The 21134-nt window shown below is 71.4% G+C and carries 22 protein-coding genes and 2 tRNA genes; 14 read left to right on the forward strand and 10 right to left on the reverse strand.

The features are described from left to right. The first annotated feature begins 10 nt into the window (after positions 1 to 10). The 3 genes from GTY96_RS02760 to GTY96_RS02770 all read left to right on the forward strand — a co-directional run bounded on the left by GTY96_RS02760 (position 11) and on the right by GTY96_RS02770 (position 2964). Positions 11 to 409 carry a BlaI/MecI/CopY family transcriptional regulator gene (locus tag GTY96_RS02760; RefSeq protein WP_143898226.1) on the forward strand — a complete coding sequence of 133 codons (399 nt, stop codon included), beginning with the start codon at positions 11 to 13 and terminating at the stop codon, positions 407 to 409. Then, positions 406 to 2001: a M56 and MltD domain-containing protein gene (locus GTY96_RS02765; protein WP_143898228.1), complete on the forward strand. Its 1596-nt coding sequence runs from the start codon at positions 406 to 408 to the stop codon at positions 1999 to 2001. Before GTY96_RS02760 ends, GTY96_RS02765 begins: the two co-directional genes overlap by 4 nt. 162 nt (positions 2002 to 2163) lie before the next feature. Then, a complete protein-coding gene (locus tag GTY96_RS02770; protein WP_143898230.1) occupies positions 2164 to 2964 on the forward strand; it encodes a hypothetical protein in 801 nt (266 codons plus the stop codon). A gap of 4 nt (positions 2965 to 2968) precedes the next feature. Here the strand turns inward: GTY96_RS02770 and GTY96_RS02775 are convergent, their stop codons facing one another. The 5 genes from GTY96_RS02775 to GTY96_RS02795 all read right to left on the reverse strand — a co-directional run bounded on the left by GTY96_RS02775 (position 2969) and on the right by GTY96_RS02795 (position 6865). Next, on the reverse strand, positions 2969 to 5791 hold the full coding sequence (locus GTY96_RS02775) for an AAA family ATPase (RefSeq protein WP_143898233.1): 2823 nt from the start codon (positions 5789 to 5791) through the stop codon (positions 2969 to 2971). Between the two features lie 84 nt (positions 5792 to 5875). Further along, positions 5876 to 6418 carry an HNH endonuclease gene (locus tag GTY96_RS02780; RefSeq protein WP_161663755.1) on the reverse strand — a complete coding sequence of 181 codons (543 nt, stop codon included), beginning with the start codon at positions 6416 to 6418 and terminating at the stop codon, positions 5876 to 5878. A 23-nt stretch (positions 6419 to 6441) separates the two neighbouring features. After that, positions 6442 to 6509: transfer RNA gene (locus GTY96_RS02785), tRNA-Trp, on the reverse strand. A gap of 11 nt (positions 6510 to 6520) precedes the next feature. Further along, a tRNA-Tyr gene (locus GTY96_RS02790) sits at positions 6521 to 6605 on the reverse strand. 101 nt (positions 6606 to 6706) lie between these two features. Next, entirely contained in the window at positions 6707 to 6865 is a 159-nt protein-coding gene (locus GTY96_RS02795; protein ID WP_161663756.1) for a hypothetical protein, read from the reverse strand. Positions 6866 to 6949: 84 nt separating this feature from the next. Between GTY96_RS02795 and GTY96_RS02800 the strand changes: the two genes are divergently transcribed. Continuing rightward, the gene (locus GTY96_RS02800; protein ID WP_161663757.1) at positions 6950 to 7921 is read left to right on the forward strand and encodes a quinone oxidoreductase family protein; all 972 of its coding nucleotides are present in this window, start codon (positions 6950 to 6952) and stop codon (positions 7919 to 7921) included. A gap of 5 nt (positions 7922 to 7926) precedes the next feature. Here GTY96_RS02800 and GTY96_RS37405 read toward each other — a convergent pair whose 3' ends face one another. Both GTY96_RS37405 and GTY96_RS02805 read right to left on the reverse strand, forming a co-directional pair. Next, on the reverse strand, positions 7927 to 8103 hold the full coding sequence (locus tag GTY96_RS37405) for a hypothetical protein (RefSeq protein ID WP_235685294.1): 177 nt from the start codon (positions 8101 to 8103) through the stop codon (positions 7927 to 7929). Beyond that, complete coding sequence (locus tag GTY96_RS02805) at positions 8104 to 9204, reverse strand: MFS transporter (RefSeq protein ID WP_235685295.1); 1101 nt, start codon at positions 9202 to 9204, stop codon at positions 8104 to 8106. It lies immediately after the preceding gene. Positions 9205 to 9293: 89 nt separating this feature from the next. Between GTY96_RS02805 and GTY96_RS02810 the strand changes: the two genes are divergently transcribed. Then, positions 9294 to 9797, forward strand: a complete 504-nt coding sequence (locus tag GTY96_RS02810) for a MarR family winged helix-turn-helix transcriptional regulator (protein WP_161663758.1) — start codon at positions 9294 to 9296, stop codon at positions 9795 to 9797. Positions 9798 to 9813: 16 nt separating this feature from the next. Here GTY96_RS02810 and GTY96_RS02815 read toward each other — a convergent pair whose 3' ends face one another. Beyond that, positions 9814 to 10932 carry an alpha/beta fold hydrolase gene (locus tag GTY96_RS02815; RefSeq protein ID WP_161664124.1) on the reverse strand — a complete coding sequence of 373 codons (1119 nt, stop codon included), beginning with the start codon at positions 10930 to 10932 and terminating at the stop codon, positions 9814 to 9816. 166 nt (positions 10933 to 11098) lie between these two features. Here GTY96_RS02815 and GTY96_RS02820 point away from each other — a divergent pair, with 166 nt between their 5' ends. Then, complete coding sequence (locus GTY96_RS02820; protein ID WP_161663759.1) at positions 11099 to 11554, forward strand: GFA family protein; 456 nt, start codon at positions 11099 to 11101, stop codon at positions 11552 to 11554. 57 nt (positions 11555 to 11611) lie between these two features. Here GTY96_RS02820 and GTY96_RS02825 read toward each other — a convergent pair whose 3' ends face one another. Beyond that, positions 11612 to 13267 (reverse strand): FAD-binding dehydrogenase, encoded by a 1656-nt coding sequence (locus tag GTY96_RS02825; protein WP_161663760.1) that lies wholly within the window; start codon positions 13265 to 13267, stop codon positions 11612 to 11614. Between the two features lie 103 nt (positions 13268 to 13370). Between GTY96_RS02825 and GTY96_RS02830 the strand changes: the two genes are divergently transcribed. From GTY96_RS02830 to GTY96_RS02840, 3 genes are all read left to right on the forward strand, one after another. Next, positions 13371 to 13610, forward strand: coding sequence for a DUF1059 domain-containing protein (locus GTY96_RS02830; protein WP_143898246.1), 240 nt, complete (start codon positions 13371 to 13373; stop codon positions 13608 to 13610). 118 nt (positions 13611 to 13728) lie between these two features. Continuing rightward, on the forward strand, positions 13729 to 14442 hold the full coding sequence (locus GTY96_RS02835) for a class I SAM-dependent methyltransferase (protein ID WP_161663761.1): 714 nt from the start codon (positions 13729 to 13731) through the stop codon (positions 14440 to 14442). A gap of 84 nt (positions 14443 to 14526) precedes the next feature. After that, positions 14527 to 15093, forward strand: a complete 567-nt coding sequence (locus GTY96_RS02840; protein WP_143898250.1) for a DNA-3-methyladenine glycosylase I — start codon at positions 14527 to 14529, stop codon at positions 15091 to 15093. A 63-nt stretch (positions 15094 to 15156) separates the two neighbouring features. On the opposite strand, the gene GTY96_RS02845 is transcribed toward GTY96_RS02840, so the two are convergent. Beyond that, entirely contained in the window at positions 15157 to 15918 is a 762-nt protein-coding gene (locus GTY96_RS02845) for a tetratricopeptide repeat protein (protein ID WP_143898252.1), read from the reverse strand. 137 nt (positions 15919 to 16055) lie between these two features. On the opposite strand from GTY96_RS02845, the gene GTY96_RS02850 reads away from it, so the two are divergent. From GTY96_RS02850 to GTY96_RS02870, 5 genes are all read left to right on the forward strand, one after another. Further along, entirely contained in the window at positions 16056 to 17462 is a 1407-nt protein-coding gene (locus tag GTY96_RS02850) for a hypothetical protein (RefSeq protein ID WP_161663762.1), read from the forward strand. Positions 17463 to 17489: 27 nt separating this feature from the next. Continuing rightward, the gene (locus GTY96_RS02855; RefSeq protein ID WP_143898256.1) at positions 17490 to 17873 is read left to right on the forward strand and encodes a VOC family protein; all 384 of its coding nucleotides are present in this window, start codon (positions 17490 to 17492) and stop codon (positions 17871 to 17873) included. Between the two features lie 95 nt (positions 17874 to 17968). Further along, positions 17969 to 19597 (forward strand): hypothetical protein, encoded by a 1629-nt coding sequence (locus GTY96_RS37095; protein WP_143898258.1) that lies wholly within the window; start codon positions 17969 to 17971, stop codon positions 19595 to 19597. A gap of 3 nt (positions 19598 to 19600) precedes the next feature. Then, a complete protein-coding gene (locus tag GTY96_RS02865) occupies positions 19601 to 20014 on the forward strand; it encodes a hypothetical protein (RefSeq protein ID WP_143898260.1) in 414 nt (137 codons plus the stop codon). A gap of 35 nt (positions 20015 to 20049) precedes the next feature. Beyond that, positions 20050 to 21132 carry a hypothetical protein gene (locus GTY96_RS02870; RefSeq protein ID WP_161663763.1) on the forward strand — a complete coding sequence of 361 codons (1083 nt, stop codon included), beginning with the start codon at positions 20050 to 20052 and terminating at the stop codon, positions 21130 to 21132. The last annotated feature ends 2 nt before the right edge of the window (positions 21133 to 21134 follow it).

The raw sequence follows: 21134 nt of genomic DNA on the forward strand, positions 1-21134 counted from the left end.
GGTCCGCCCCGTGTCCAGGTCGCCGTCCGCAGAGGAGTCCAAGCCGCTCACGCCGGTGGAGCTGGAGCTGATGCAGTGGGTGTGGAGGTTGGGGGAGGTGAGCGTGGCGGACGTGCTCGCGGCGCTGCCGCCGGAGCGCAAGCTGGCCTACACGTCGGTGTCCACGGTGCTGCGCATCCTGGAGCAGAAGGGCGTGGTGCACAGCCGCAAGGAGGGGCGGGGGCACCTGTATTCGGCGCGGCTGTCGCGCGAGGCGTACGAGGCCCAGAGTGTGCGCCACCTGGTGGCGACGGTGTTCGACGGGACGCCTTCGTCGCTCGTGGCGAGGCTGGTGGAGGCGGTGCCGCTGTCCGCGGAGGAGGTGGAGCAGATCCGCAAGCTGCTGGGCCGCAAGGGGGGCCGGGGATGAGCGCCCTGTTCCAGGACGTGCTGGCCGCGTACGTCATCTCGGCGGTGTTGGTGGCGGTGGGCTTCGGGCTGCTGCGTGCCGCGCTGGCACTGGGAGTGGAGCGGAGCCTGAGCGCCCGGCAGACGCTTCGCGTGGGCCGGGTGACGCTGGGGCTGGCGGTGGTGCTGCCGTGGGCCGGGCTCGTGGCGCGGGAGTTCCTGCCGGCGGGGCCCCTCTTCACCTTCGAGCGCTCGCTGGTGCGCTACGCCGCGCCGCTGGCGCCCGCCGTGGCTCGGCCGCTGGGGGGCCCCGTGCAGGGGGCTTCTTCGGTGGAGGGGGGGCTGCGCACGGGGATGCCCTGGGTGACGGTGGGGCTGGGCGTGGGGGCGCTGGCGTTCCTGGCGTGGGAGCTGCGCCGGTACGCGAGGCTGCGGCGGAAGTTGGAGGCGCTGCCGGTGCTTCGTCGCGTGGGCCGCGTCCGCGTGGTGTTGGGGGACGTGGCGGGCGGCGCGTTCTCGGTCTGGTTCCCCGGGGGCGGCGCGTGGGCGGTGGTGCCCTCCGACGTGCTGGAGGACGCGGAGGCGCTGCGGCTGACGGTGCGGCATGAGCTGCAACACCACCGGCAGCGCGACACGGTGCTCGCGTACGCGCGGCTCGGCTTCGACAGCGCGTTCTTCTGGCATCCCTTCGCGCGGTCGTTCTCGCGGTGGCTGGCGGAGTACCAGGAGCTCGCCTGTGACGAGGCGCTCGTCATGTCGAAACACGTGCCCACGGAGGCGTACGCGCGCTGCCTGCTCCAGGCCTCGCTGCGGATCCCCGCGGCCTTCTCTCTTCCCGCCGGAGTCACCGGCATGTCCCACCCCACAGTCAGGAGGATCCGCATGTTGTTCGAACCCCGCCCCCGCAGTTCCGTGCGCACGCTGGGCCTGTCTCTCTCGTTGGCGTTGGTGCTCGCGCCCCTGGCGCTGTGGGCGCAGGGCGCGGTGCGTGGGCGCGCGGTGTCGCTCGCGGAGGCCCGTGCGCTCGCGGAGGCAGGGCCGCGAGAGGGGGACCTGCCCGTGGTGGTGGATGCCGCGGTGGTGGAGCAGCTCAACCGGTTCATCACGACGCCGAAGGGGCGCGACTTCATGCGCAAGGCGCTGGCGAACCTCGCGGCGCACCGCGAGGCGATGGTGGGCACGCTGCGCTCGCGCTCGCTTCCGGAGGGGCTGCTCGCCGTGGCGATGGTGGAGTCCGCGGTGAGCAACCTGCCGGAGACGTCGCGCGAGCCCTCGATGGCCCCGGGGCCCCGGGGCGCGGGCGTGTGGATGTTCATTCCGGAGACGGCGCGACGCTTCGGGCTGAAGGTGGAGGCGGGGCGCGACGAGCGGCTGGACGTGGCGCGTGAGACGGAGGCCGCCGCGGCGCTCTTCCAGGCGTTGTACTCGCGCTATGGCGATTGGCGGCTCGCGCTCGCGGCGTACAACCAGGGGGAGGCCGTGGTGGACCGCGCCGTCACGGAGACCGGCGTGCGTGACGTGAGCGAGCTGACGCGCACCGGCAAGCTGAACAGCTACACCGCCACCGTGCAGGCGGGGGTGTTGTTGCTGCGCAATCCGCATCTGCTCGACTGAGCGTCGCTCGCGCGGGGAGGGTGCGCTCCTCCCTCGCACCGCGGTCTGTTGGATCTGCTTCAGGCGCCCTGGGGAATGTCGCCGGGGCGCCGGGGTTCGGATGTACGCCACCCTGCTTTCGCGCGAGGATGGCGGCGGTCAGCACAAGGGTGGGGAAACGCCATGAAGATCGTCGCGCTCGTTCGTCCGGCGGGAGAAGTGCCGGAAGCAGCCCAGGTGCTCGCGGCCGCGGCCGGCATGGCTCCAGCGGAGGCCCGCATGCGGCTGGCACCGGAGCCTCCCGCCCTGCTCGCGCGGCTGGCTCCCGAGGCGGCGGATGTCCTGGTCCAGACGCTCCGGGACGCGGGGCTCGCGGCGCTCGCCATCGACGAGGCGGGCGTCGTGGAGCGCGTGACGGCTCGGACCGCGACGTTCGGCCCCACGGAGGGGACGTTCACCCCTCGCGCGGGCGCTCCGCTCACCCTGGCCTGGGAGGATGTGACGGTCATCCTCCGGGGCGCGTCGTCCCTGCGCACGCAGAGCGAGCACACGGAGAAGTCGACCCAGGTGGCGCTGGGCACGGCCCTCATCACCGGCGGCCTGAAGATGACGAAGACCACGGAGAAGAGCGTGCGCGGCTCCCAGGAGGAGACGTCGCAGGTGCTCTTCCTCTTCGACCGCGAGGGCCGGGGCGCGGTGCTGCCAGAGGTGGGGCTCGACTTCTCCTGCCTGGGCCCCGCGATGCAGCCTTCGCGCACGGCGAACATGGTCGCCCTGTCGCGCCTGGTGCGCGAGCGCGCGCCCTCCGCCTTCTACGACGAACGGCTGCTGCGGCTGGGACGCCGGCCGCTGCCCTTCGTGCTGGGCGGGGCGGTGCAGGTGGTCAGCGGCACCACGTCCCATTCCCGCATCAACACCGCGCAGGGCCTGGATGTGCTCGCGGAGGCCATGCGTCTGGGCGTGGTGCAGGGCTTGCTGCCCTGACGCCTCAGACGAGCGGCGTGGAGCCGTCCGGCGGCGGCCGTGAAATCCAGGCGGCGATGAACACGTCCAGCTCCCCGCGCATCACGTCCTTCACTCGCGGGGTGCCGGCGCCGGTGCGCGGATCCTCCACGCGGGCGCCCCGGCCCAGGAAGTAGCGGCGGGCCTCGTCGGTGCTGGCGCCCTGGCCGGCGACGACGCGCGCGGCGATGCCCTTGAGCTCGTCCAACTCCCCGGCGCCGATGAGCGTCAGCACGCGCCCCGTCGCCTCGTCCTTCGCGGTGACCTCGTTGCGCACGCGCTGGAGGTACTCGCCCTCGCGGCTCTTCACCGGCCGGCCCTCCAGCACCAACAGCGCCCGCTCCACCTCTTCCAGCGGCCCGCCCCGGTGCACGCGCACGTACGCGCGCTGGCGCTTCTCGTCCTCCAGGCGGCGGTGCAGGCCCGCCTCACCCGCGAGGAACCCATAGGCCCCTGGCCCGGCGATGCGCACCACCACGCGCGCGGGCGTTTCCGCCTCCGCCACGGCGATGGCCTCGTAGCCCCGGCGCTGCGCCCAGCCCAGGTACATGGTGGCCAGCTCCTGCACCCACGCGGCCTGCTGCTCGGAGGCATCGCTGGCGCAGATGTCCACCAGCGCCTCGTTGTCCAGCGGCGTGGCCCCCGCGGCCCGGAGCGCCTCCGCCATCTGCACCTCGCGCGCGACCTCCTCCACCTGCTTCGCCGCGGAGCCCAGCTGCACCTCGTTCTTCGCCTCGCGCACCAGCCGCCGCCCGAAGAGGCACGCGGCCTCCAGGCGATCCAGCTCGCCCAACTGCGCCTCCACCGTGCGGAATGCGCGGATGACGTCCGCCGCGCGCAGTGGATCGTCCCAGAGGTTGGGCGCCTGGGTCTCCGCGAGCAGCGCGGCGCGGCGCTCCTCCAGCTCCGGCCGTCCCGCGGAGACGGCGAGCGCGCGGGCGCGGCCCACCAGCCGGTCCATCTCGATGAGCAGCGACTTGCGGTCCAGCCGGCGCTTCACCGCCGCGGCCTTGGGCGTGGGCAGCAGCAGCTGCGCCGTCACCTCGCGGGGCGGGGGAACGGGCTCCGCCACCGCGACCACCCGGCCTCCGGGACGGGACTCCACGCGCACGGGCGTCCCCGGGGGCAGGGGCCTGCGGGCGATCTCCACCGCGAGCGCCGCGGTGAGCGTCTTCTCGATTTCGCGCTGCAGGTAGCGCGCGCCGAACTGCGGCGAGTAGCCGCGCTCCACCAGCCGGTCCACCACCTCCGGCGTGACCTCCACGTCCAGGGCCCGGGCGCGGATGCCCTCGCGCTCCAGCACGCGGCCCACCTCGCGCTGGGCGATCTTCCGGATGTCCACGCGCGACAGCGGGCGGAAGTGGCAGATGGCGTCGAAGCGGTTGAGGAACTCCGGACGGAAGGCCTCCGCGATGCGCCGGTCCACCTCCGACACCTGCTCGTCGGCGCGCTTGTGCGCGGCGAAGCCCAGGCCCGCCTCGCGGTACACCTCCGAGCCCACGTTGGACGTGGCCACGATGAGCGTGTTGTTGCAGGACACCGCTTCGCCCGCGCCGTTGACGAAGGTGCCCTCGTCGAAGAGCTGGAGGAAGCGGTCGTGCACGCTGCGGGCGGCCTTCTCGAACTCGTCCAGCAGCAGCACGGTGAACACCTTGCCGTCGAGCAGCGCGGACAGCTCTCCCCGGCGCGTCTCCAGCGCGGGGGCCCACGACGCGCCGAAGGGGACGCTCTCGTCGCCGTCGTTGGGGTAGTCCGCCATGTTGAGGCGCACCAGCCTGTCCGCGGAGCCGAAGAGGTACTCCGCGAGCAGCTTCGCCAGCTGCGTCTTGCCCACGCCGGTGGGGCCGGCGAAGAGGAACACCCCCAGCGGGCGGCGCGGGTCGTTGAGCCCCGCCTTGAGCAGCGCCACCGAGCGCAGCACCGCGGCCACCGCGTCCGTCTGGCCGAGCAGCCGCTCCCCGAAGAAGCGCTCCGTCTCCTCCAGGTCCAGCGGCATCGCGTCGTCCACGACGAAGCGGGGCAGGCGCGTGGCGGCGCAGAAGCGCGTGAGCACGTCCTCCGGCCCCACGTGGTCGCGCGCCACGCCCGCGGCCTCCGCCGCCGTCTCCTTGAGCAGCTCAATCGCCTTGCGTGGCATGTGCTGCGCCAGGAGGAACTTCGCGGACAGCCGGAGCGCCAGGTCGCACGCGGCCGGGTCGATGGGCAGCCGCAGCTCGCGCTCCAGCTCCTCCGCCACGCGGCCGACGATCCAGCGGGCCTTGTCCAGCGGGGGCTCGTGGAGGGGCAGCAGGTGGAGCCGCTCCGCCAGGGCCTCGTCGGCGCGCAGCAGCTCCTGCACGCGCTTGGGCTCCGTCTCGAAGATGAAGCGGAGGCCGCCGGTGCGCAGCGCGCGCACGGCCACCGGCGCCAGGGGGCCGCCCAGGGCCACCGGCAGGTCCCGGATGTAGACGATGGGGCAGGGGTGGCGGCCCAGGTGGATGAGCAGCTCCTCGAAGCTCTCCGCCGCCTGACGCTGGGTGCTGCGCGCCAGGATGTTGGCGACGGACACCTCCACGAGTCGCGCATGGGCCAGGTCGCCGTCCACGCGGCCCTCCGCGATGCGGCGGGCCACCTCCTGGACGAGCGCGCTCTTGCCCACGCCGGGCTCGCCCGCGAGGAGCGGGTGCTTGCCGCCCCGAGCCAGCAGGCCCAGCACCTCCGTCACGGCGGTGTCCACGCCGTGGGCGGCGGGGAGCTTCCCCTCGCGCGCCATCGCGGTGAGGTCGCGGTCGATGAGCCGCTCCTGATCTTCGTTCTTCCTCGTCGCCATGGTGTGGTCCGGAACGCCCCCTCGACGTGCGGCACTCTAACCGTTGCGGCGCGGAAGCGAAGTCCCGGCCCATCTGGCCCGGGACTACGCCTCCAGCTCCGTGTGCCAATAGGCCACGTCCCTCAGGAACTTGCGCCAGGACAGCGGCATGCCCTTCTCCACGAGGAAGGACAGGGCCACGGCTTCCGGCAGCCGCTTCGGCTTCGAGGGCACGGTGCGCAGCGTCATGCGCGCCTGGGCCGGGGTGCGGTTCCCCTTGCGCTGATTGCAGGGCACGCAGGCGATGACGATGTTCTCCCAGCTGGTGCGGCCGCCCTGGGCGCGCGGCAGCACGTGGTCATACGTGGCTTCCGGGCGGGTGACCTTGTGGCCGCAGTACTGGCAGCGGCAGTGGTCGCGCTGGTAGACGCTCTCCCGGCTGAAGCGGATGCCGCGCGGGCCCTTCCACAGGGCGCGCACGAAGCGGATGACGGACGGCATGCGCAGCTCGACCGTCACCGAACGGATGACGCGATCCTCGTACTCCTCCACGACCTCCACCTTGCCCTGGAACAGCAGCATGACGGCGCGTTGCCACGGGATGCGTGCGACGGGTTCATAGGACTGGCTCAGCACCAGCGTTTCCATGACACGGGGCCTTTCGGGCGGGACAGGCCGTCAGGGAGTCGAACCCCGCGCATCTGGATTTGGAGTCCAGACCGCACCCGGTGCACGGCCTCTGAGTGGAAGTGGGGACGCTGGGAGTCGAACCCAGCGGGCTTTCAAGGGCTCTGGCTCTACAGGCCAGCGCGTCTCCGTAACGCTCTACGTCCCCGGAAGGTGCGCGGGAGCCCGGACGCGAAAGAGGCCGGGTTCCCTTGGGGGGAAGCCCGGCCTCCAGGTGCCGTGCGCCGTCAGGGACGGAGCGCGGAGCCTTCAGGAGCCGGGCGAGGCGATGCGATAGGACGCGAAGTCCCGCCAGCGGCACGGGGAAGGAGCGGTGACCGGGCCGGGACGCGAGGACGCTTCGATGCCGTGACCGGAAGGATTCGGGTGCTTGAGGTTCATCGGGGCCTGCTTCGTCGCCGTGCGCATGGGGACCGCTCCTTTCGCTCCCGAGGGACGCGGGCGGAAATTCAGTCCTGACAAGCAGGCGTCGCGGTCGTTAGGAATCCGCGCATGAAAGCCATCCGCTATCACCAGGTGGGAGGGCCGGAGGTCCTCCAATGGGAAGACACGCCGGAGCCCGTGCCGGGGCCGGGAGAGGTCCTGTTGCGCGTCCATGCCGCGGGCGTGAACTTCGCGGACACCGAGCGCCGCCGGGGCCTGTACGACGCCCAGGTTCCCCTGCCGCGCATCCTGGGCAGCGAGGCCGCGGGCGTGGTGCGCGCGGTGGGTCCGGGCGTGGATCCGTCCTGGGTGGGACGCCGGGTGGTGGCCTTGACGAAGGGCGCCTACGCGGAGGCCGCGCTCGCGCCGGTGAGCGAGCTGCTGGCGCTCCCACCGGAGGTGTCATTCGCGGAGGCCGCCGCGCTGCTGGTGCAGGGGCTGACGGCGTACCACGTGGTGCACACGGTGGGGCGGGTGGAGGCGGGGCAGACGGTGCTCATCCACGCGGCGGCCGGAGGCGTGGGAGTGCTGGCGGTGCAGCTGGCGAAGGCCGCGGGCGCGCGGGTCATCGGGACGGTGTCGGGCGAGGCGAAGGCGAAGCTCGCGCGGGAGGTGGGGGCGGACGACGTCATCCGCTACGACCAGGAGGACGTCGCGGCGCGGGTCCAGGCGCTGACCCAGGGACGCGGGGTGGAGTGGGTGCTGGATTCGGTGGGCGCGAGCACGTGGCAGGCCAGCGTGGACGCGCTGGCGCCCTTCGGTCACCTGGTGAGCTATGGCAACGCCAGTGGCCCGCCGCCGCTCGTCGAGGTGGAGTCCCTCTACGCGAAGTCGCTCACCGTGAGCGCGTACTGGCTGCGCACCCCTGTATCCCCGGAGGTGCAGCGCCGGGCGCGCGAGGCGCTGCTGGCGGAGGTCGTGGCGAAGCGACTGCGCATCGTCGTGGGCCTGACGCTGCCGCTGTCCCAGGCTGGCGAGGCCCACCGCCAGTTGGAGGGGCGGAGCACGGTGGGCAAGGTCGTGCTGGTCTCGGAGGACTGAGCCTTTCAGCGCGGCGCCGCCGTGCCCACCACGGGCGGCGCCTGGACGCTCCCACGTCCGATGCGCAGCACCACTCCCGCCGCCGCGAGGCAGATGACGCCCGCGACCACCCAGGCGGGGGTGTACGTCTCCAGCGAGGTGCGGATGACGCCCGCGCCCAGGGCCCCCAGGCCCGCGCCCACCTAGTGCGCGGCCACCACCCAGCCGAAGGCGATGGGCCCGTCCTCCACGCCCACCGTCTGCGTCGTTAGCCGCACCGTCGGCGGCACCGTGGCGATCCAATCCAGGCCGTAGAACACCGCGAACAGCGGCAGCCCGAAGACGGACAGCTCGAAGGCGCTCGGCAGATAGAGCAGCGCCAGCCCCCGCAGGCCGTAGTACCAGAAGAGCAGCCAGCGGTTGTCGAAGCGGTCCGACATCCATCCGCTCGCCGTGGTGCCCACCAGGTCGAAGATGCCCATCAGCGCGAGCAGCCCCGCGGCCCGCACCTCCGGGATGCCGTGGTCCATGCACGCGGGAATCAGGTGCGTGCCCACCAGCCCGTTCGTCGTCGCGCCGCAGATGAAGAAGCTTCCTGCGAGCAGCCAGAAGTCGCGCTTGCCTGACGCTCGCTTCAGCGCCCCCAGCGCGTTGGCGAGCGGGTTGACGCTGGAGCCCTTCGCCTCCTCCGCGTCCGGTGCGGCCCCGTAGGGCGCAAGCCCCACGTCCGACGGACGGTCGCGCACCAGCCACGCGACCAGCGGGATGACACAGGCCACCACGCCCGCGACGGTGAAGGACACGACGCGCCAGCCGTGGTGCTCCACCAGCATCGCGAGCAGCGGCAGGAAGACGAGCTGCCCCGTCGCGGTGCTCGCGGTGAGCAGGCCCATCACCAGCCCGCGCCTCGCCACGAACCAGTGCTGGACCACGGTGGCGCCCAGCACCATCGCCGTCGTTCCCGTGCCCAACCCCACCAGCACGCCCCAGAAGAGGATCAACTGCCAGGGCGCGTGGATGAAGTTCGTCAGCGCGACGCCCAGGGTGATGATGCAGAGCGAGACCAGCGTCGTGCGCCGGATGCCGAACTTCTGCATCAGCGCGGCGGCGAACGGCCCCACGAGTCCGTAGAGCACCAGGTTCACCGACACGGCCGAGGAGACGAGCGCCCGGCTCCAGCCGAACTCCCGCTCCAGCGGGACGATGAAGACGCTCGGTGTCGCGCGCACGCCCGCCGCGCAGAGGAGCACCGCGAAGATGGTCGCGGCCACCACCCAGGCATAATGAACGCGGTGGGTCCTCATGACGGTGTCTCCTCGATACGGGCACGCCGTGCCCCACGTATACTTTCCGCCGGTGTGTCGACGTGACGCGCCCGCTTCCTGGAACCGCGATGTCCCAAGACGACCCCCTGCGCACCCTCTGCAACTGTCTGGCGCTGCGGCAGGCGAGCCGCCATGTCACCCAGTTCTATGACCAGGTGCTCGCGCCCAGCGGCATCCGGACGACGCAGTACTCCATCCTCCACCGTGCCCAGACGCAGGGGCCGCTGACGGTGAACGCGCTGGCGGACCAGCTCGTGATGGACCCCTCCACGCTCACCCACAACCTCCGGCCCCTCTTGAAGGACGGGCTCGTGGTGCTGGAGGTGGGCCGCACCGACCGGCGCCAGCGGGCCATCGCCATCACCCCGGAAGGGCAGGGCGTCTACCGCAAGGCCCGGCCCCTCTGGCTGCGCGCCCAGGCCGACTTCGAGCGCGCCGTGGGCAACACCCAGGCGACCGCGCTGAGGGACCTGCTGGCCACCGTCGCCCGGACCGGGCTGGGCCAGGGCGAGGCCGAAGCCGAAGCCGAAGCCCCTCTGGCCCCCACGGCCGCGTCCCGCCGCCGTCGCTGAGCGCATCCGCACGGCTTCATTCCCCCTCGAGGAACGCGAGGAACGCGGCGACCTGCTCCGCCCACAGCTCCGGGTGCGCCTGGGTGAAGTGGCCGAAGGAGCGCGCATCGCCTGCCTGGACGACGAAGCGGCCGTGCTTCACCCGGGGCATCAGCGCCTCCAGCGTGCGCAGCGAGACGGGGTTGAACTCGTCGTCGGAGAAGTTGAGCGCGAACACGCGGGCCTGGATGGCCCCGAGCCCCGCCTCCGGGTCGTAGTCCCGGGAAGACTCCAGCGAGTACAGGATGTCATTCGCATCCATGCCTTCGGCCTGCGCCATGGCGGACGCGATGAAGGCGTCCGCCGCCGGCGCGTCCGGGAGCGTCGCCTGGAGGTGCGGCACCCCATCCAGCATCATCCGGAAGACCGGGAACGCCTCCCGCCAGCCTCGGGGCGGCGCGGTGTAGTCACCGTTCCTCCACTCCGGGTCTTCGCGAATCTGGCGCGACACGAAGCGGCGCCACAGCAGGTTGCGTCCCGCGATGCGCGTCGGCAACGAGACGATGGGCATCACGCCCTCCACCGCCTCTGGATACAGCTCGCTCCAGAGCCACGCGTTCATGCCTCCCATGGACAGGCCCACGATGGCGTGCAGGCGCGAAATGCCCAGCGTCCCGGTGACGAGCTGGTGCTGGAGCGCCACCATGTCCCTGTAGCCGTAGGCAGGGAACTTCATGCGCGCGCCGTCGCTCGGCTTGCTGGAACGACCGTGGCCCACGCTGTCCGGGAAGATGAGGAAGTACTTCGTCGCGTCCAGCGGGCGCCCCGGCGCGAACAGCGCGTCCTGGAAGGGCTTGCCGCGCAACACCTCGCCGCTTGCCCCCGTCCAGTGCAGCATCAGCACCGCGTTCGTCACCGCGCCGGACGCATCCCTGCGCGGTGTGCCCAGCGTCGCGTAGTGGATGCGCACCTCCGGAAGCACCATCCCGTCCTGGAAGCGGTGGCCGGTGAAGATCGCATCCGCTTCATGCACCTCCGGGAACGGCGACTGCGGGATGTCCGCGGCGGGGGGACGCGCGGCGGCGCACCCCACGATCAGGACGCTCAGGCCCAGCAGGAGGGGCAGACAGGAGGACGGCCAGCGCGCGGAACCCATCACGTCGGCATGAATAGCTGTATATGCAGCTACTGTAAAGCCGCCCCGGTCAGGGACTGGGGGGCTTGGGGGGCGCGCGGCGCGGCCGGACAAACCTGACATAAGGCTGTCACTGGCCGGGGGGATAAGGGGTGCGTTCCCTCAACGCGGCACCGGAGAAGACGCCATGACCCAGAACGACACCCAGCAGAAGAACCCTGCCCAGCGCGGCTTGCAGACCTACGCGGGCGGCTGCCTGTGCGGCGCCGTGCGTTACGAGGCCACCGTGGACCTGGCGCGCGTGACGCGCTGCAACTGCACCATCTGCATGAAGTACGGCTACGGCGGCGGCACGGGGATGAAGCCGGACGCCTTCCGGCTCCTGAAGGGCCAGGAGGCCATCAAGAAGTACGGGCGCGACGGCAGCCCCAACACCCGTAGCTTCTGCAAGAACTGCGGCGTCGTGTGCTTTGGCGACGGCGACGTGCCGGAGCTGGGCGGGAAGTTCGTCTCCATCTACGTCAACACCCTGGATGACGTGGATCCGTCGCTGCTCACCTTCGGGTACTGGGACGGCCGGCACGACAACTGGGCGGCGGGGCTGCGCTCCACGCCGTGGCCCTTCCAGCCCACCGTCTCCTGACGGCACCCCAGGAGGGGCGGGGGCCCTTCAGCGCCCCCTGCCCGTCACTCCCCATGACTACACAGTCCCCGCGGCGGCCCGGCCCGCGGCGCGGCCGGAGAAGATGCAGCCGCCGAGGAACGTCCCTTCCAGCGCGCGGTAACCGTGGACGCCACCGCCTCCGAAGCCCGCCACCTCGCCTGCCGCATAGAGCCCTGGGATGGTCTGCCCCTGGGCGTTGAAGACGCGGCCCTGGAGGTCGGTCTCGAAGCCGCCCAGCGTCTTGCGCGTGAGGATGTTCAGCTTCACGCCGATGAGCGGTCCCGCCTTGGGGTCCAGGATGCGGTGCGGCTTCGCGGTGCGCACCAGCTTGTCACCCCGGTAGCCGCGCGCCTGCCGGATGGCGGCCAGCTGCAGGTCCTTGCTGAAGGGGTTGTCCAACTGCATGTCGCGGGCCTTCACCTCGCGCTCCACCGTGGCGAAGTCCAGCAGCGGCGTGTCTGTCTTCGCGTTCATGCCGGCGACCAGCTCACGCAGGTCGTGGGAGACGACGAAGTCCTCGCCCTTCTCCTTGAAGGCCTCCACCGGCCCCATGGCCTTCTTGCCCACGGCGCGGTTGAGCACGCCCAGCCAGTCCTTGCCCGTGAGGTCCGGGTTCTGCTCCGAACCGGAGAGCGCGAACTCCTTCTTGATGATCCACTGGTTGAGGATGAACCACGTGTGCTCGTGGCCCGTCTTCAGGATGTGCTCCAGCGTGCCCAGCGTGTCGAAGCCGGGGAACAGCGGCGGCGGCAGGCGCTTGCCCGTGGCGTCCAGCCACAGCGAGCTGGGGCCCGGCAGGATGCGGATGCCGTGCCGGGGCCAGATGGGGTTCCAGTTCCGCAGGCCCTCCGTGTAGTGCCACATGCGGTCGCGGTTGATGAGGTTGCCGCCCGCGGCCTCCGTGATGGCGATCATCCGCCCGTCCACGTGGTCGGGGACGCCTTGAATCATGAACTTCGGCGCGGGGCCCATCCGCGTCGGCCAGGCCTTGCGCACGAGCTCATGGTTGCCGCCGATGCCGCCGGACGTGACGATGACCGCGCCCGCGCGCAGCTCGAAGTCCCCCACCGTGACGCGTGAGCTGCTGGCCCCTCGTGGGACGTCCGTGGGCTCCAGCCGCATGCCGCGCACGCCCACCACCGCGCCCCCTTGCGTGAGCAGCTCGTCCACGCGGTGCCGGAAGTGGAAGGTGAGCTTGCCCTGGGCCTGTGCCGCCTTCGCGCGGCGCACGAAGGGCTCCAGCACGCCGGGCCCGGTGCCCCAGGTGACGTGGAAGCGGGGGACGGAGTTGCCGTGCCCCACCGCGCCGTAGCCGCCGCGCTCCGCCCAGCCCACCACGGGGAACCAGCGCATGCCCTGCTGGGCCAGCCAGGGGCGCATCTCCCCCGCGGCGAAGCCGACGAACGCCTCCGCCCACTTGCGCGGCCAGCGGTCCTCCTCGCGGTCGAAGCCCGCGGTGCCCATCCAGTCCTCCAGCGCCAGGGCGTGGGAGTCCTTGATGCCCATGCGCCGCTGCTCGGGCGAGTCCACGAGGAACAGGCCACCGAACGACCAGAACGCCTGCCCGCCCAGGTTCTGTTCCGCCTCCTGGTCCACCACGGCGACGCGCTTGCCGGCATCCGCGAGCTCGGTCGCGGCGACGAGGCCCGCGAGCCCCCCACCCACGACGATGACGTCCACTTCCTGTCCCATCCCGTGCCTCCAGGTAGCGCTGAGCGCGCGAATGATAGCCGTTCGCGTGGATTGCGCAGGGCCCTTCACATGCGCACCTCAGAAGCGGGGAGGTGAATCAGCCATGTCACGCAAGATGATGGATTGCCGGGACACGCCCAGCGAATCGAACTGCACGCTCACCATCGCCGGTGAGGAGGACGAGGTGGTGCGCGCCGCGACGCAACACGCGGTGTCCGTCCACGGCCACCAGGACACCCCCGAGCTGCGGGAGATGATCCGCACCTCGCTCAAGGACGACGTGGAGACCCCGGGGCTGCCCCCTCGGAGCCCCAGCATGGAGCCGCGACCGGGCATTCATTGAAGGAAGCGCATTCCGGAGCACCCAGGGGACGGAGCGGGGGCGGGTCCGTCAGGGGCCCCTGCCTTGGGCCCGGGGGCCGGCCGGGCGCCGCGGCCCTCCGGAGGGTAGAGTCCGCCGCATGGACTCGGGTGTGAAGGGCAACGCCGGACCGCTGGGACATGACGCCGCTGCCTACGCGCAGCGTCAGGAGGGCCTGTCGCCGGAGCCGCTGCGGGACGCGGCCTGGAGCGTGGCGGGGCAGCGTGCCTTTGGCGTCGTGCTCGACGTGGGCTCGGGCAGTGGAGGGTGGATCCGCCGGTTGCAGCGCAACCCGGCCGTCGAGCGCATCCTCAGCACGGACATCCACGACGCGGGGGCCAGCCGCCTGCCGGGCGTGGAGTTCCAGCAGCGCGACGTGTCCCGCGACGCACTGCCCTGGGGTGACGCGTCGGTGGACTGGGTGTTCGCCATCGAGGTGCTGGAGCACCTGGCCAACCCGCGCCACTTCGTGAAGGAGGCCTTTCGCGTGCTCAAGCCCGGAGGACACCTCTTCTTCACCACGCCGAACAACGACAGCCTGACGGCGCGCCTGTCCTTCCTGGTGCGGGGCTACTTCCCCGCGTTCTGTGAGCAGGACTACCGGGACTCCGGCCACATCACCCCCATCACTGAATTGGACGCGCGGCGCATGGCCGTCGAAGCGGGCTTCCAGTCCATCGCGTTCGACTACCCGCTGCCCGGGCGCATCCCGCGCAGCAGCGTGTACTGGCAGCGATTGCTGCCCGGCCTGCGCGGCCGGTGGTGGAGCGACGGGCTGTTCGCGCTGCTGACCCGGCCGGGCGGAAGGCGATAACGGGACTGGTCGCCTGTTCAGTCTTTGTGGTAGCCCTGCGGCGCGCGCCCGCGGTGCCGCGGGCCGAAATGCATGGGAGCGCGGATGCAACAGCGTTGCGCGTGGGTGGGCAGTGATCCGCTGTACCAGACCTACCACGACGAGGAGTGGGGCGTTCCGGTGAGGGACAGCCGCGCGCTCTGGGAGATGTTGATGCTGGAGGGCTTCCAGGCGGGGCTCGCGTGGATCGTCATCCTGCGCAAGCGCGAGGCCTTCCGGAAGGCGTTCAAGGGCTTCGACCCGAAGGTCGTGGCGCGCTTCACGGAGAAGGACGTCACGCGCCTGATGGGGGACGCTGGCATCGTCCGTGCGCGCGCGAAGATCGAAGCGACCATCGGCAACGCCCGCGCCTACTTGAAGATGCAGGACGAGGGCGAGGACTTCTCCACGTTCGTGTGGAACCTCGCGGGCGGAAAGCCCCTCCGCAACGCGTGGAAGGGCCGGGGGGATGTGCCGGCGAAGACGGAGCTGTCGGAGGCGTACTCCAAGGCCTTCAAGCAGCGCGGCTTCAAGTTCGTGGGGCCGGTCATCGTCTACGCGTGGATGCAGGCGACGGGCATCGTGGATGACCACACGGTGGACTGCTTCCGGCACGGCGTGCGGCACCGCTGAGCCGAAGGCGGCTCGGGGGCTTGGGCGGTGCCGTTGTGCTCGTCCAGGGGCCGAGCTGAATGCCTAGGCCGCTCCCGCACTGGAAGCGCGGCGGTTGCGGCGGCGGGACATCCAGTAGCCGCCGAGCCCCAGGACCAGGACGGCCACCAGTCCGAGGGGCACGGCGACGAAGAGCCTCTTCTGGCTCAGCGACTGGAGGCGGGCCTCGAGGGACTGCACCTGGTTGGAGTCGCCGATGGCGCGGGCCTGTCGCGCCTGCTCGCGGGCACCGTCCTCGTCGCCCAGGTCCAGGAGGATGGCGCCGAGCAGGGCGTGGCCGTCCCCGTCGTCGGGCCGCAGCTCGGTGACGCGCGCCGCGTGCGTCCGGGCGGCCGCGAGGTCTCGCTTCCTGTAGGCGAACAGCGCGAGCGCCTTATGCGCCTCGAGGTCGTTGGGATCCTTCCGGAGCTGCTCGGACATCGCGCTCTGGGCCTCGTCGAACGCGGCCATCTGTCGCTGCAAGGAGTCCCGCCAGTTCTGGGCCTCGATGCGGTCGTTCCCGTCGAGGCCCAGCTCGAGCGCGCGCTCCATGGCGCGGTGGGCCTCCTCGTATTCGCCATGCTGCACGAGCATGCGCCCCAGCAGGAAGTGTGTCTGGGGATTCTCCGGGGCCTCCTTGAGCAGTCGTTGGATGTGCTGCCGCGCCTCGATGGGATTGCCGCCCGTGGGGTCCAACGCGGCGTCGGCCTGTTGGCGCACGGCCTCGAGCTCGGCGCTGTACCGCGGGGGCTGTTTCAGCTCAGGAGCCTGGAAGGCGAAGAAGAGGGCAAGAACCAGCGCGTGCATGATGGGGTCCTCGAATGGCGCGACCCGGTTTTAACACAGCGCGCCTCGGGCTCGAGGCCGTCCGCGTGGATGCAGGCGACGGGCATCATGGATGACCCCACGGGGGCCTGTTTCCGTCGTGGACGGGGAGGGTTCGCATGGGGAAGCATCCGGCCTCCATGTCCCAATACACCACCCAGATCGCCAAGGCCCCGAAGGGCCACACCATCCCCCCGCTGCTCCGCGATGTCGGCGCGTTCGTGGGCACCCAGGACCATGGCACCCTGGGCTGGTTCGACGTGTTTGGCTTCGATGCGATTCCCAGCGAGTACTCGCCCGAGAACGCGAAGCGGCTTCAGGCCGCGGGCTTCTCCTTCCTGAAGCTCCCGGATGGGTCCCTGCTGGCGCTGCTGAAGAACGCGGTCGTGCTGCTGGGCTCCGAAGGGGAGACGCGCACCGTCGCGGACTCGCTGGAGGCGTTCCTCGTCGCCTGGTCGGAGGGCAGCACGGGCATCTACGACCTGGATGACGACGACGCGTCCTCGGGCCGCGAGGCGCTCGCCGCGTGGATCCAGGCCCGGGGCCTTCGGGTCCCCAAGGCGCCGCGCTTCGACTTCTCGGCGTGGCTCGACGGCGAGGCGCCGACCCCGGAGGTGGCGCCCGTCGCGGGCCTGGGGACGCCCACCGACGACGTGAAGGCGATGGGGCCGGCGCTGCGCCGGCTGGTGTCGCTGCTGGGACAGCGCGCGGACTCGCCGGAGGTCGTCAGGTACGCGGAGGAGGTCCTGGGCAAGCCGGCGCCCCGGTCCACGACGCCGCAGACGGACTCCATCAACCTGGAGGCGCCGAAGGCGGGCGTGGAGCTGAACTTCACGCATGAGGTCCTCCACGAGGCCTTCCCGCCCATTCCGAAGACGGCCCGCACCTTCGTGCCGTACCTGTCGCTGGCGTGGGTGCGGCCCCAGTTCCCGGAGCCCGTGCTGGGGCTCGACGCGACGGACCTGACGGAGGAGGCCATCACGAAGAAGCTCGGGCCACCGACCGAGCTGCGTCCCAGCTCCATGCTCACGGATGCGCTGACGGTGCCGCACTGGGTGCGGCCGCTGGACAGCACGGGGACGACGGAGCTGGTGGTCTCCCTGCGCAAGGTGCGCACCATCACCTTGCAGGTGCGTGAAGCGCGGGCGCTGGACCCCTTCTCCAGCGTGGGCACCGCGCTGTTCGTGGGCTGGGCGGCCACGCGGGGCCTGCTGGAGCCGTCGCGCTTCGCCGCGCATGCGGAACAGCTGGCGGCCGTGCGGCGGCGCGAGGCGCGAGGCTCGGAGTTGATGAAGGCCGCGCTGCCCCGTGGCTTGTGGGATGCGCACCTGCGCGACCTGCCGGGCCTGCGCCTCCGGGCCTACCGCTGGTTCCACAACATGAACGGTCTGTGGATCGACGCGGACCTCTTGAAGGTCTTCGGAAAGGACGCGGGAGGCGCCCCGAAGCTGGAGGCGGATACCTGGGCCGCGGTGGACGCGGCCTCTCCGGTGTTCGAGAAGCACTTCGCGCAGTGGCTGGACTGAAGCAACCCACGACCCTGGAGACATGCGATGCGGATCCACGTGACGAGCGTGATGGTGGATGAGCAGGCCAAGGCCCTGAAGTTCTACACGGAGGTCCTGGGCTTCGTGATGAAGGTGGACGTCCCCGTGGGGGAGTACCGGTGGCTGACCGTCGTCGCGCCGGACGCGACGGAGGGCACCCAGCTCCTCCTGGAGCCCATGGGCTTCGCGCCCGCGCGCGTCTACCAGAAGGCGCTGTTCGACGCGGGCATCCCCGCGGCGTCGTTCGGCGTCGAGGACTGCCAGGCGGAATATGAGCGCATGCTGAAGCTCGGGGTGGTGTTCCGGGGCAAGCCCACGGCCATGGGACCCATCACCGCCGTCGTGTTCGAGGACACCTGCGGCAACCTCATCCAGATGGCGCAGGTCTGAGGCCGCATCGGTCAGTTGTCGTATGTCACCCATTGTCCGTCAGTGTTTACTGTGAGTCCTGATTGAACATGCTTCATCGAGGGGGACATATGACGATGCGGATTCAAACCAGGGTCCCGCCGCAGGAGCCTCGCAAGGCGCTCACGGCGGGCGGTCAGCCTTCGGGCACGGCGCAGGGGAGCGCGGCGAGGGGAACGCCGCCGCGCGCACCGGAGGCGGCGGCGCGCCGGGCGGGGTTCTCCGAGCAGAGCGCCTTCATCTCCAAGCAGCCGGACGTGACGTCCACGTTCAAGCGCGAGTTCGGGGCGCTGGCGGCGGACAAGCAGGGGTTCCACGAGACGATGAAGACGGTCTACGGCGAGGGCTATGACTCCGCCAAGGCCGAGCAGTTCCGGCAGCAGGCCCTGAAGGGAGACTTCGGCTGGCTGCCGCCGGTGCGGACGGTGCCCGCCGAGACGCTGAACGGGGCCAACGGCGCCTACGACGCGGAGTCCGGCACGGTGCTCATCAACGCGTCCCTGGACCCGGCGCTGGCGGCCTCCACCTACGTGGAGGAGGCGGGCCACCACCTGGACACGAAGCTCAACACCGAGGACGCCGCGGGCGACGAGGGCGAGCTGTTCCGGCGCATCCTGTCCGGGGAGAAGCTGTCGCCGAAGCAGATCGCGGACATCCGCGCGGAGAATGACAAGGGCATCATCCACATCGACGGCAAGGACAAGGAGGTCGAGTTCTGGAATCCCTTCAAGGCCCTGGGTGACGCGGCCAAGGCCGTGGGCAACGCCGTCACCACGGCGGCCAAGGCCGTGGGCGGTGCCGTGACGACCGCGGCGAAGGCGGTGGGCGGGGCTGTCACCACGGCGGCCAAGGCCGTGGGCGGTGCCGTGACGACCGCGGCGAAGGCGGTGGGTGGCGCGGTGACGACCGCGGCGAACTGGGTGGGGTCCGCGGCGAAGACGGTCTGGAGCGGCGTGAAGACGGTGGCCACGCGCGTGGGTGACGGCGTGCGCAGCCTGCTGTCAGGCGCGGTCAGCACCGTCGTGGGCGCGTTCCGCAACATCGGGGAAGGGGTGGGCACCTTCCTCGGCGGCATCGGCAAGCTGTTCCAGGGCAAGTTCGGCGAGGGCTTCAAGCAGATGGGCCTGGGCCTGCTGAAGACCGTCGTGCAGACCCCCGTGGACGCCATCTTGATGATGGCCGGCCGCGGCGTCAGCGCCATCCAGACGCTGATTGGCCTGGAGCCGCCGGCACGCAAGCTGAGCGACAGTGAGATCGCCACGCTGAAGAGCGTGTACGGGGACTCCATCGACTACTCGCAGATGCGCATCAAGGAGGGCAGCTCCGGGCTGTTCAGCACCACCGGCCGCGCGTTCACCCATGGCAACACCATCTACATCCCGCCGGACAACCTGCCCCTGACGCCGGACCTGCTGGTGCACGAGTCGGCGCACGTCTGGCAGCACCAGAACGGCGGCACGGACTACATGAGCGAGGCGCTGGTCGCCCAGTACCTCGGGGACGGCTACGACTTCGAGAAGGGCCTGGACGCGGGCAAGGCCTGGAGCGAGCTGAACCCGGAGCAGCAGGCGGAGTTCCTTCAGCAGGCCCAGCTCGCCGGCTACTTCGCCAACCCGGCCGCCGGCTTCCACTACAATGGCAAGGACTACACGGCGCAGATCAACGCCGCCATCGCGCAGGTCCGCGCCGGACAAGGAGCCCCCTAGCCCATGAGGTCGCCGCGCTTCGTTCCGCCGGGTTGGCTCTGGGGCCTCCTGCTGCTCGTCCTCACCGCGTGCCGTCCGGTCCTCCAGGTGTCCCTCGCGGACGGCGCGCAGAAACTGCCCGCTCCCCGGTTCCAGGTGGAGGATCCGGAGCACGCGGACCGCCCCCGCTACAACACCGTCCAGGTGCTGGACCGGGCGGGGGCGGTCTACTGGCAGCTGCGGGCCGAACCGTTCGGCGACCTGGCCAGCGTGGGGGCCCTGACGTACGGCGAGGCGCCGAGCGGCTTCGCCGTGGTCGAGGAGCCCCGGGCGCTCCAGGCCGGGGGACGCTACGCGCTGTTCGTGGTGGGCAAGAACCGGGGAACGCTCCACTTCGACGTGGACGCGGACGGGCGCGTCACCGAGGCCTCTCCGTAGCGCCGCCGCTCCCCGATGTTGCTACCTTCGAGGGCATGTCTTCGGAGCGCGACAGGGGCCGTGTCCGCACGGCGGAGGAGTGGATTCCCCGGCTGTCCTCCCGCGATGGCGGAGCGCGGGAGGAAGCGCTGTCCGCGCTGGAGGAGGCGCTGGCGTCCGGAGACGCGGCGTCGCGTGAGCGGGCGGCCCGGGCCTTGTTGGAGGAGCTGGGGCGGCCCGGAACGAAGCTGGCCGAGCCCTTGCTGTTCCTGCTGCAGCGCGGCTGGTGGCCTCCCCAGGCGGGCCTCACCGCGCTCGCCGTCCAGAGCGTGCTGACCGCGCTGACGCGGATGGAGGCCGAGACGCCGGAGCTGGAGAACGCTGCGGCGGTGCTCTCGCTGGTGTGCCGGGTGGATGCGTCCCAGCTCGCCGTGCTGGGCGGGATGTTCCAGCACCCCAGCGCCCCGGTCCGCAGCGCGATGGCGCGCGTCGTGGGGCGGGTGGGGCGGGCCGCTCTGCCCCTGCTGCCTGGGTTGCTGACCCTGCTGGAGGACGAGGAGCCGGTGGCCCTCTCCGCGCTGGAGTCCCTGGCGGCGCTCGCGCCCCTGGCTCCTGAGAGGACCGCGCCCCGGCTGCTGGAGCAGGTGCGCAAGACGGAGGGGGCTCGCCTCTACCTGTCCCTGGTGTCGCTGCGCGGCTTGTTGGAGGCGATGGAAGGCGAGGCGCGGCCCGCGCCGGTGCTGGAGGGGTTGGAGCCAGCGCTGCTGCGCACGCTGAGCGCGCCGGAGCCGCCCATCCGCCAGGAGGCGGCGTCGCTGCTGGGGCTGACGGGGCCCCTGTCGCCGGTGGCGGTCGCGGCGCTGCGCGAGCACCTCCGGGATGAGAGCGCCTTCGTGGCGGCCCGTGCGGCCGTGGCGCTGGTGCGCTCGGGAGCACCGTCGGCGGAGGCCCTCTTCCTGCTGAGGGGGCAGCTGGGGCCGGCCGCGTCGCGCGAGCTCCAGGAGGCCGCGGTGGCCGCGCTGGAGGAGGCGGATCCGTCCCAGCTGGGCCGGGCGAAGGGGATGCTGGAGACGGTGGTCCGCGACGCTTCGGGGCCGACGCGCGAGGCCCTGTTCGAGGTGCTGGGTCAGATTCCCTGACC

This window comes from Corallococcus silvisoli, assembly GCF_009909145.1.
In the GTDB taxonomy this organism is placed as follows: Bacteria; Myxococcota; Myxococcia; order Myxococcales; family Myxococcaceae; genus Corallococcus; species Corallococcus silvisoli.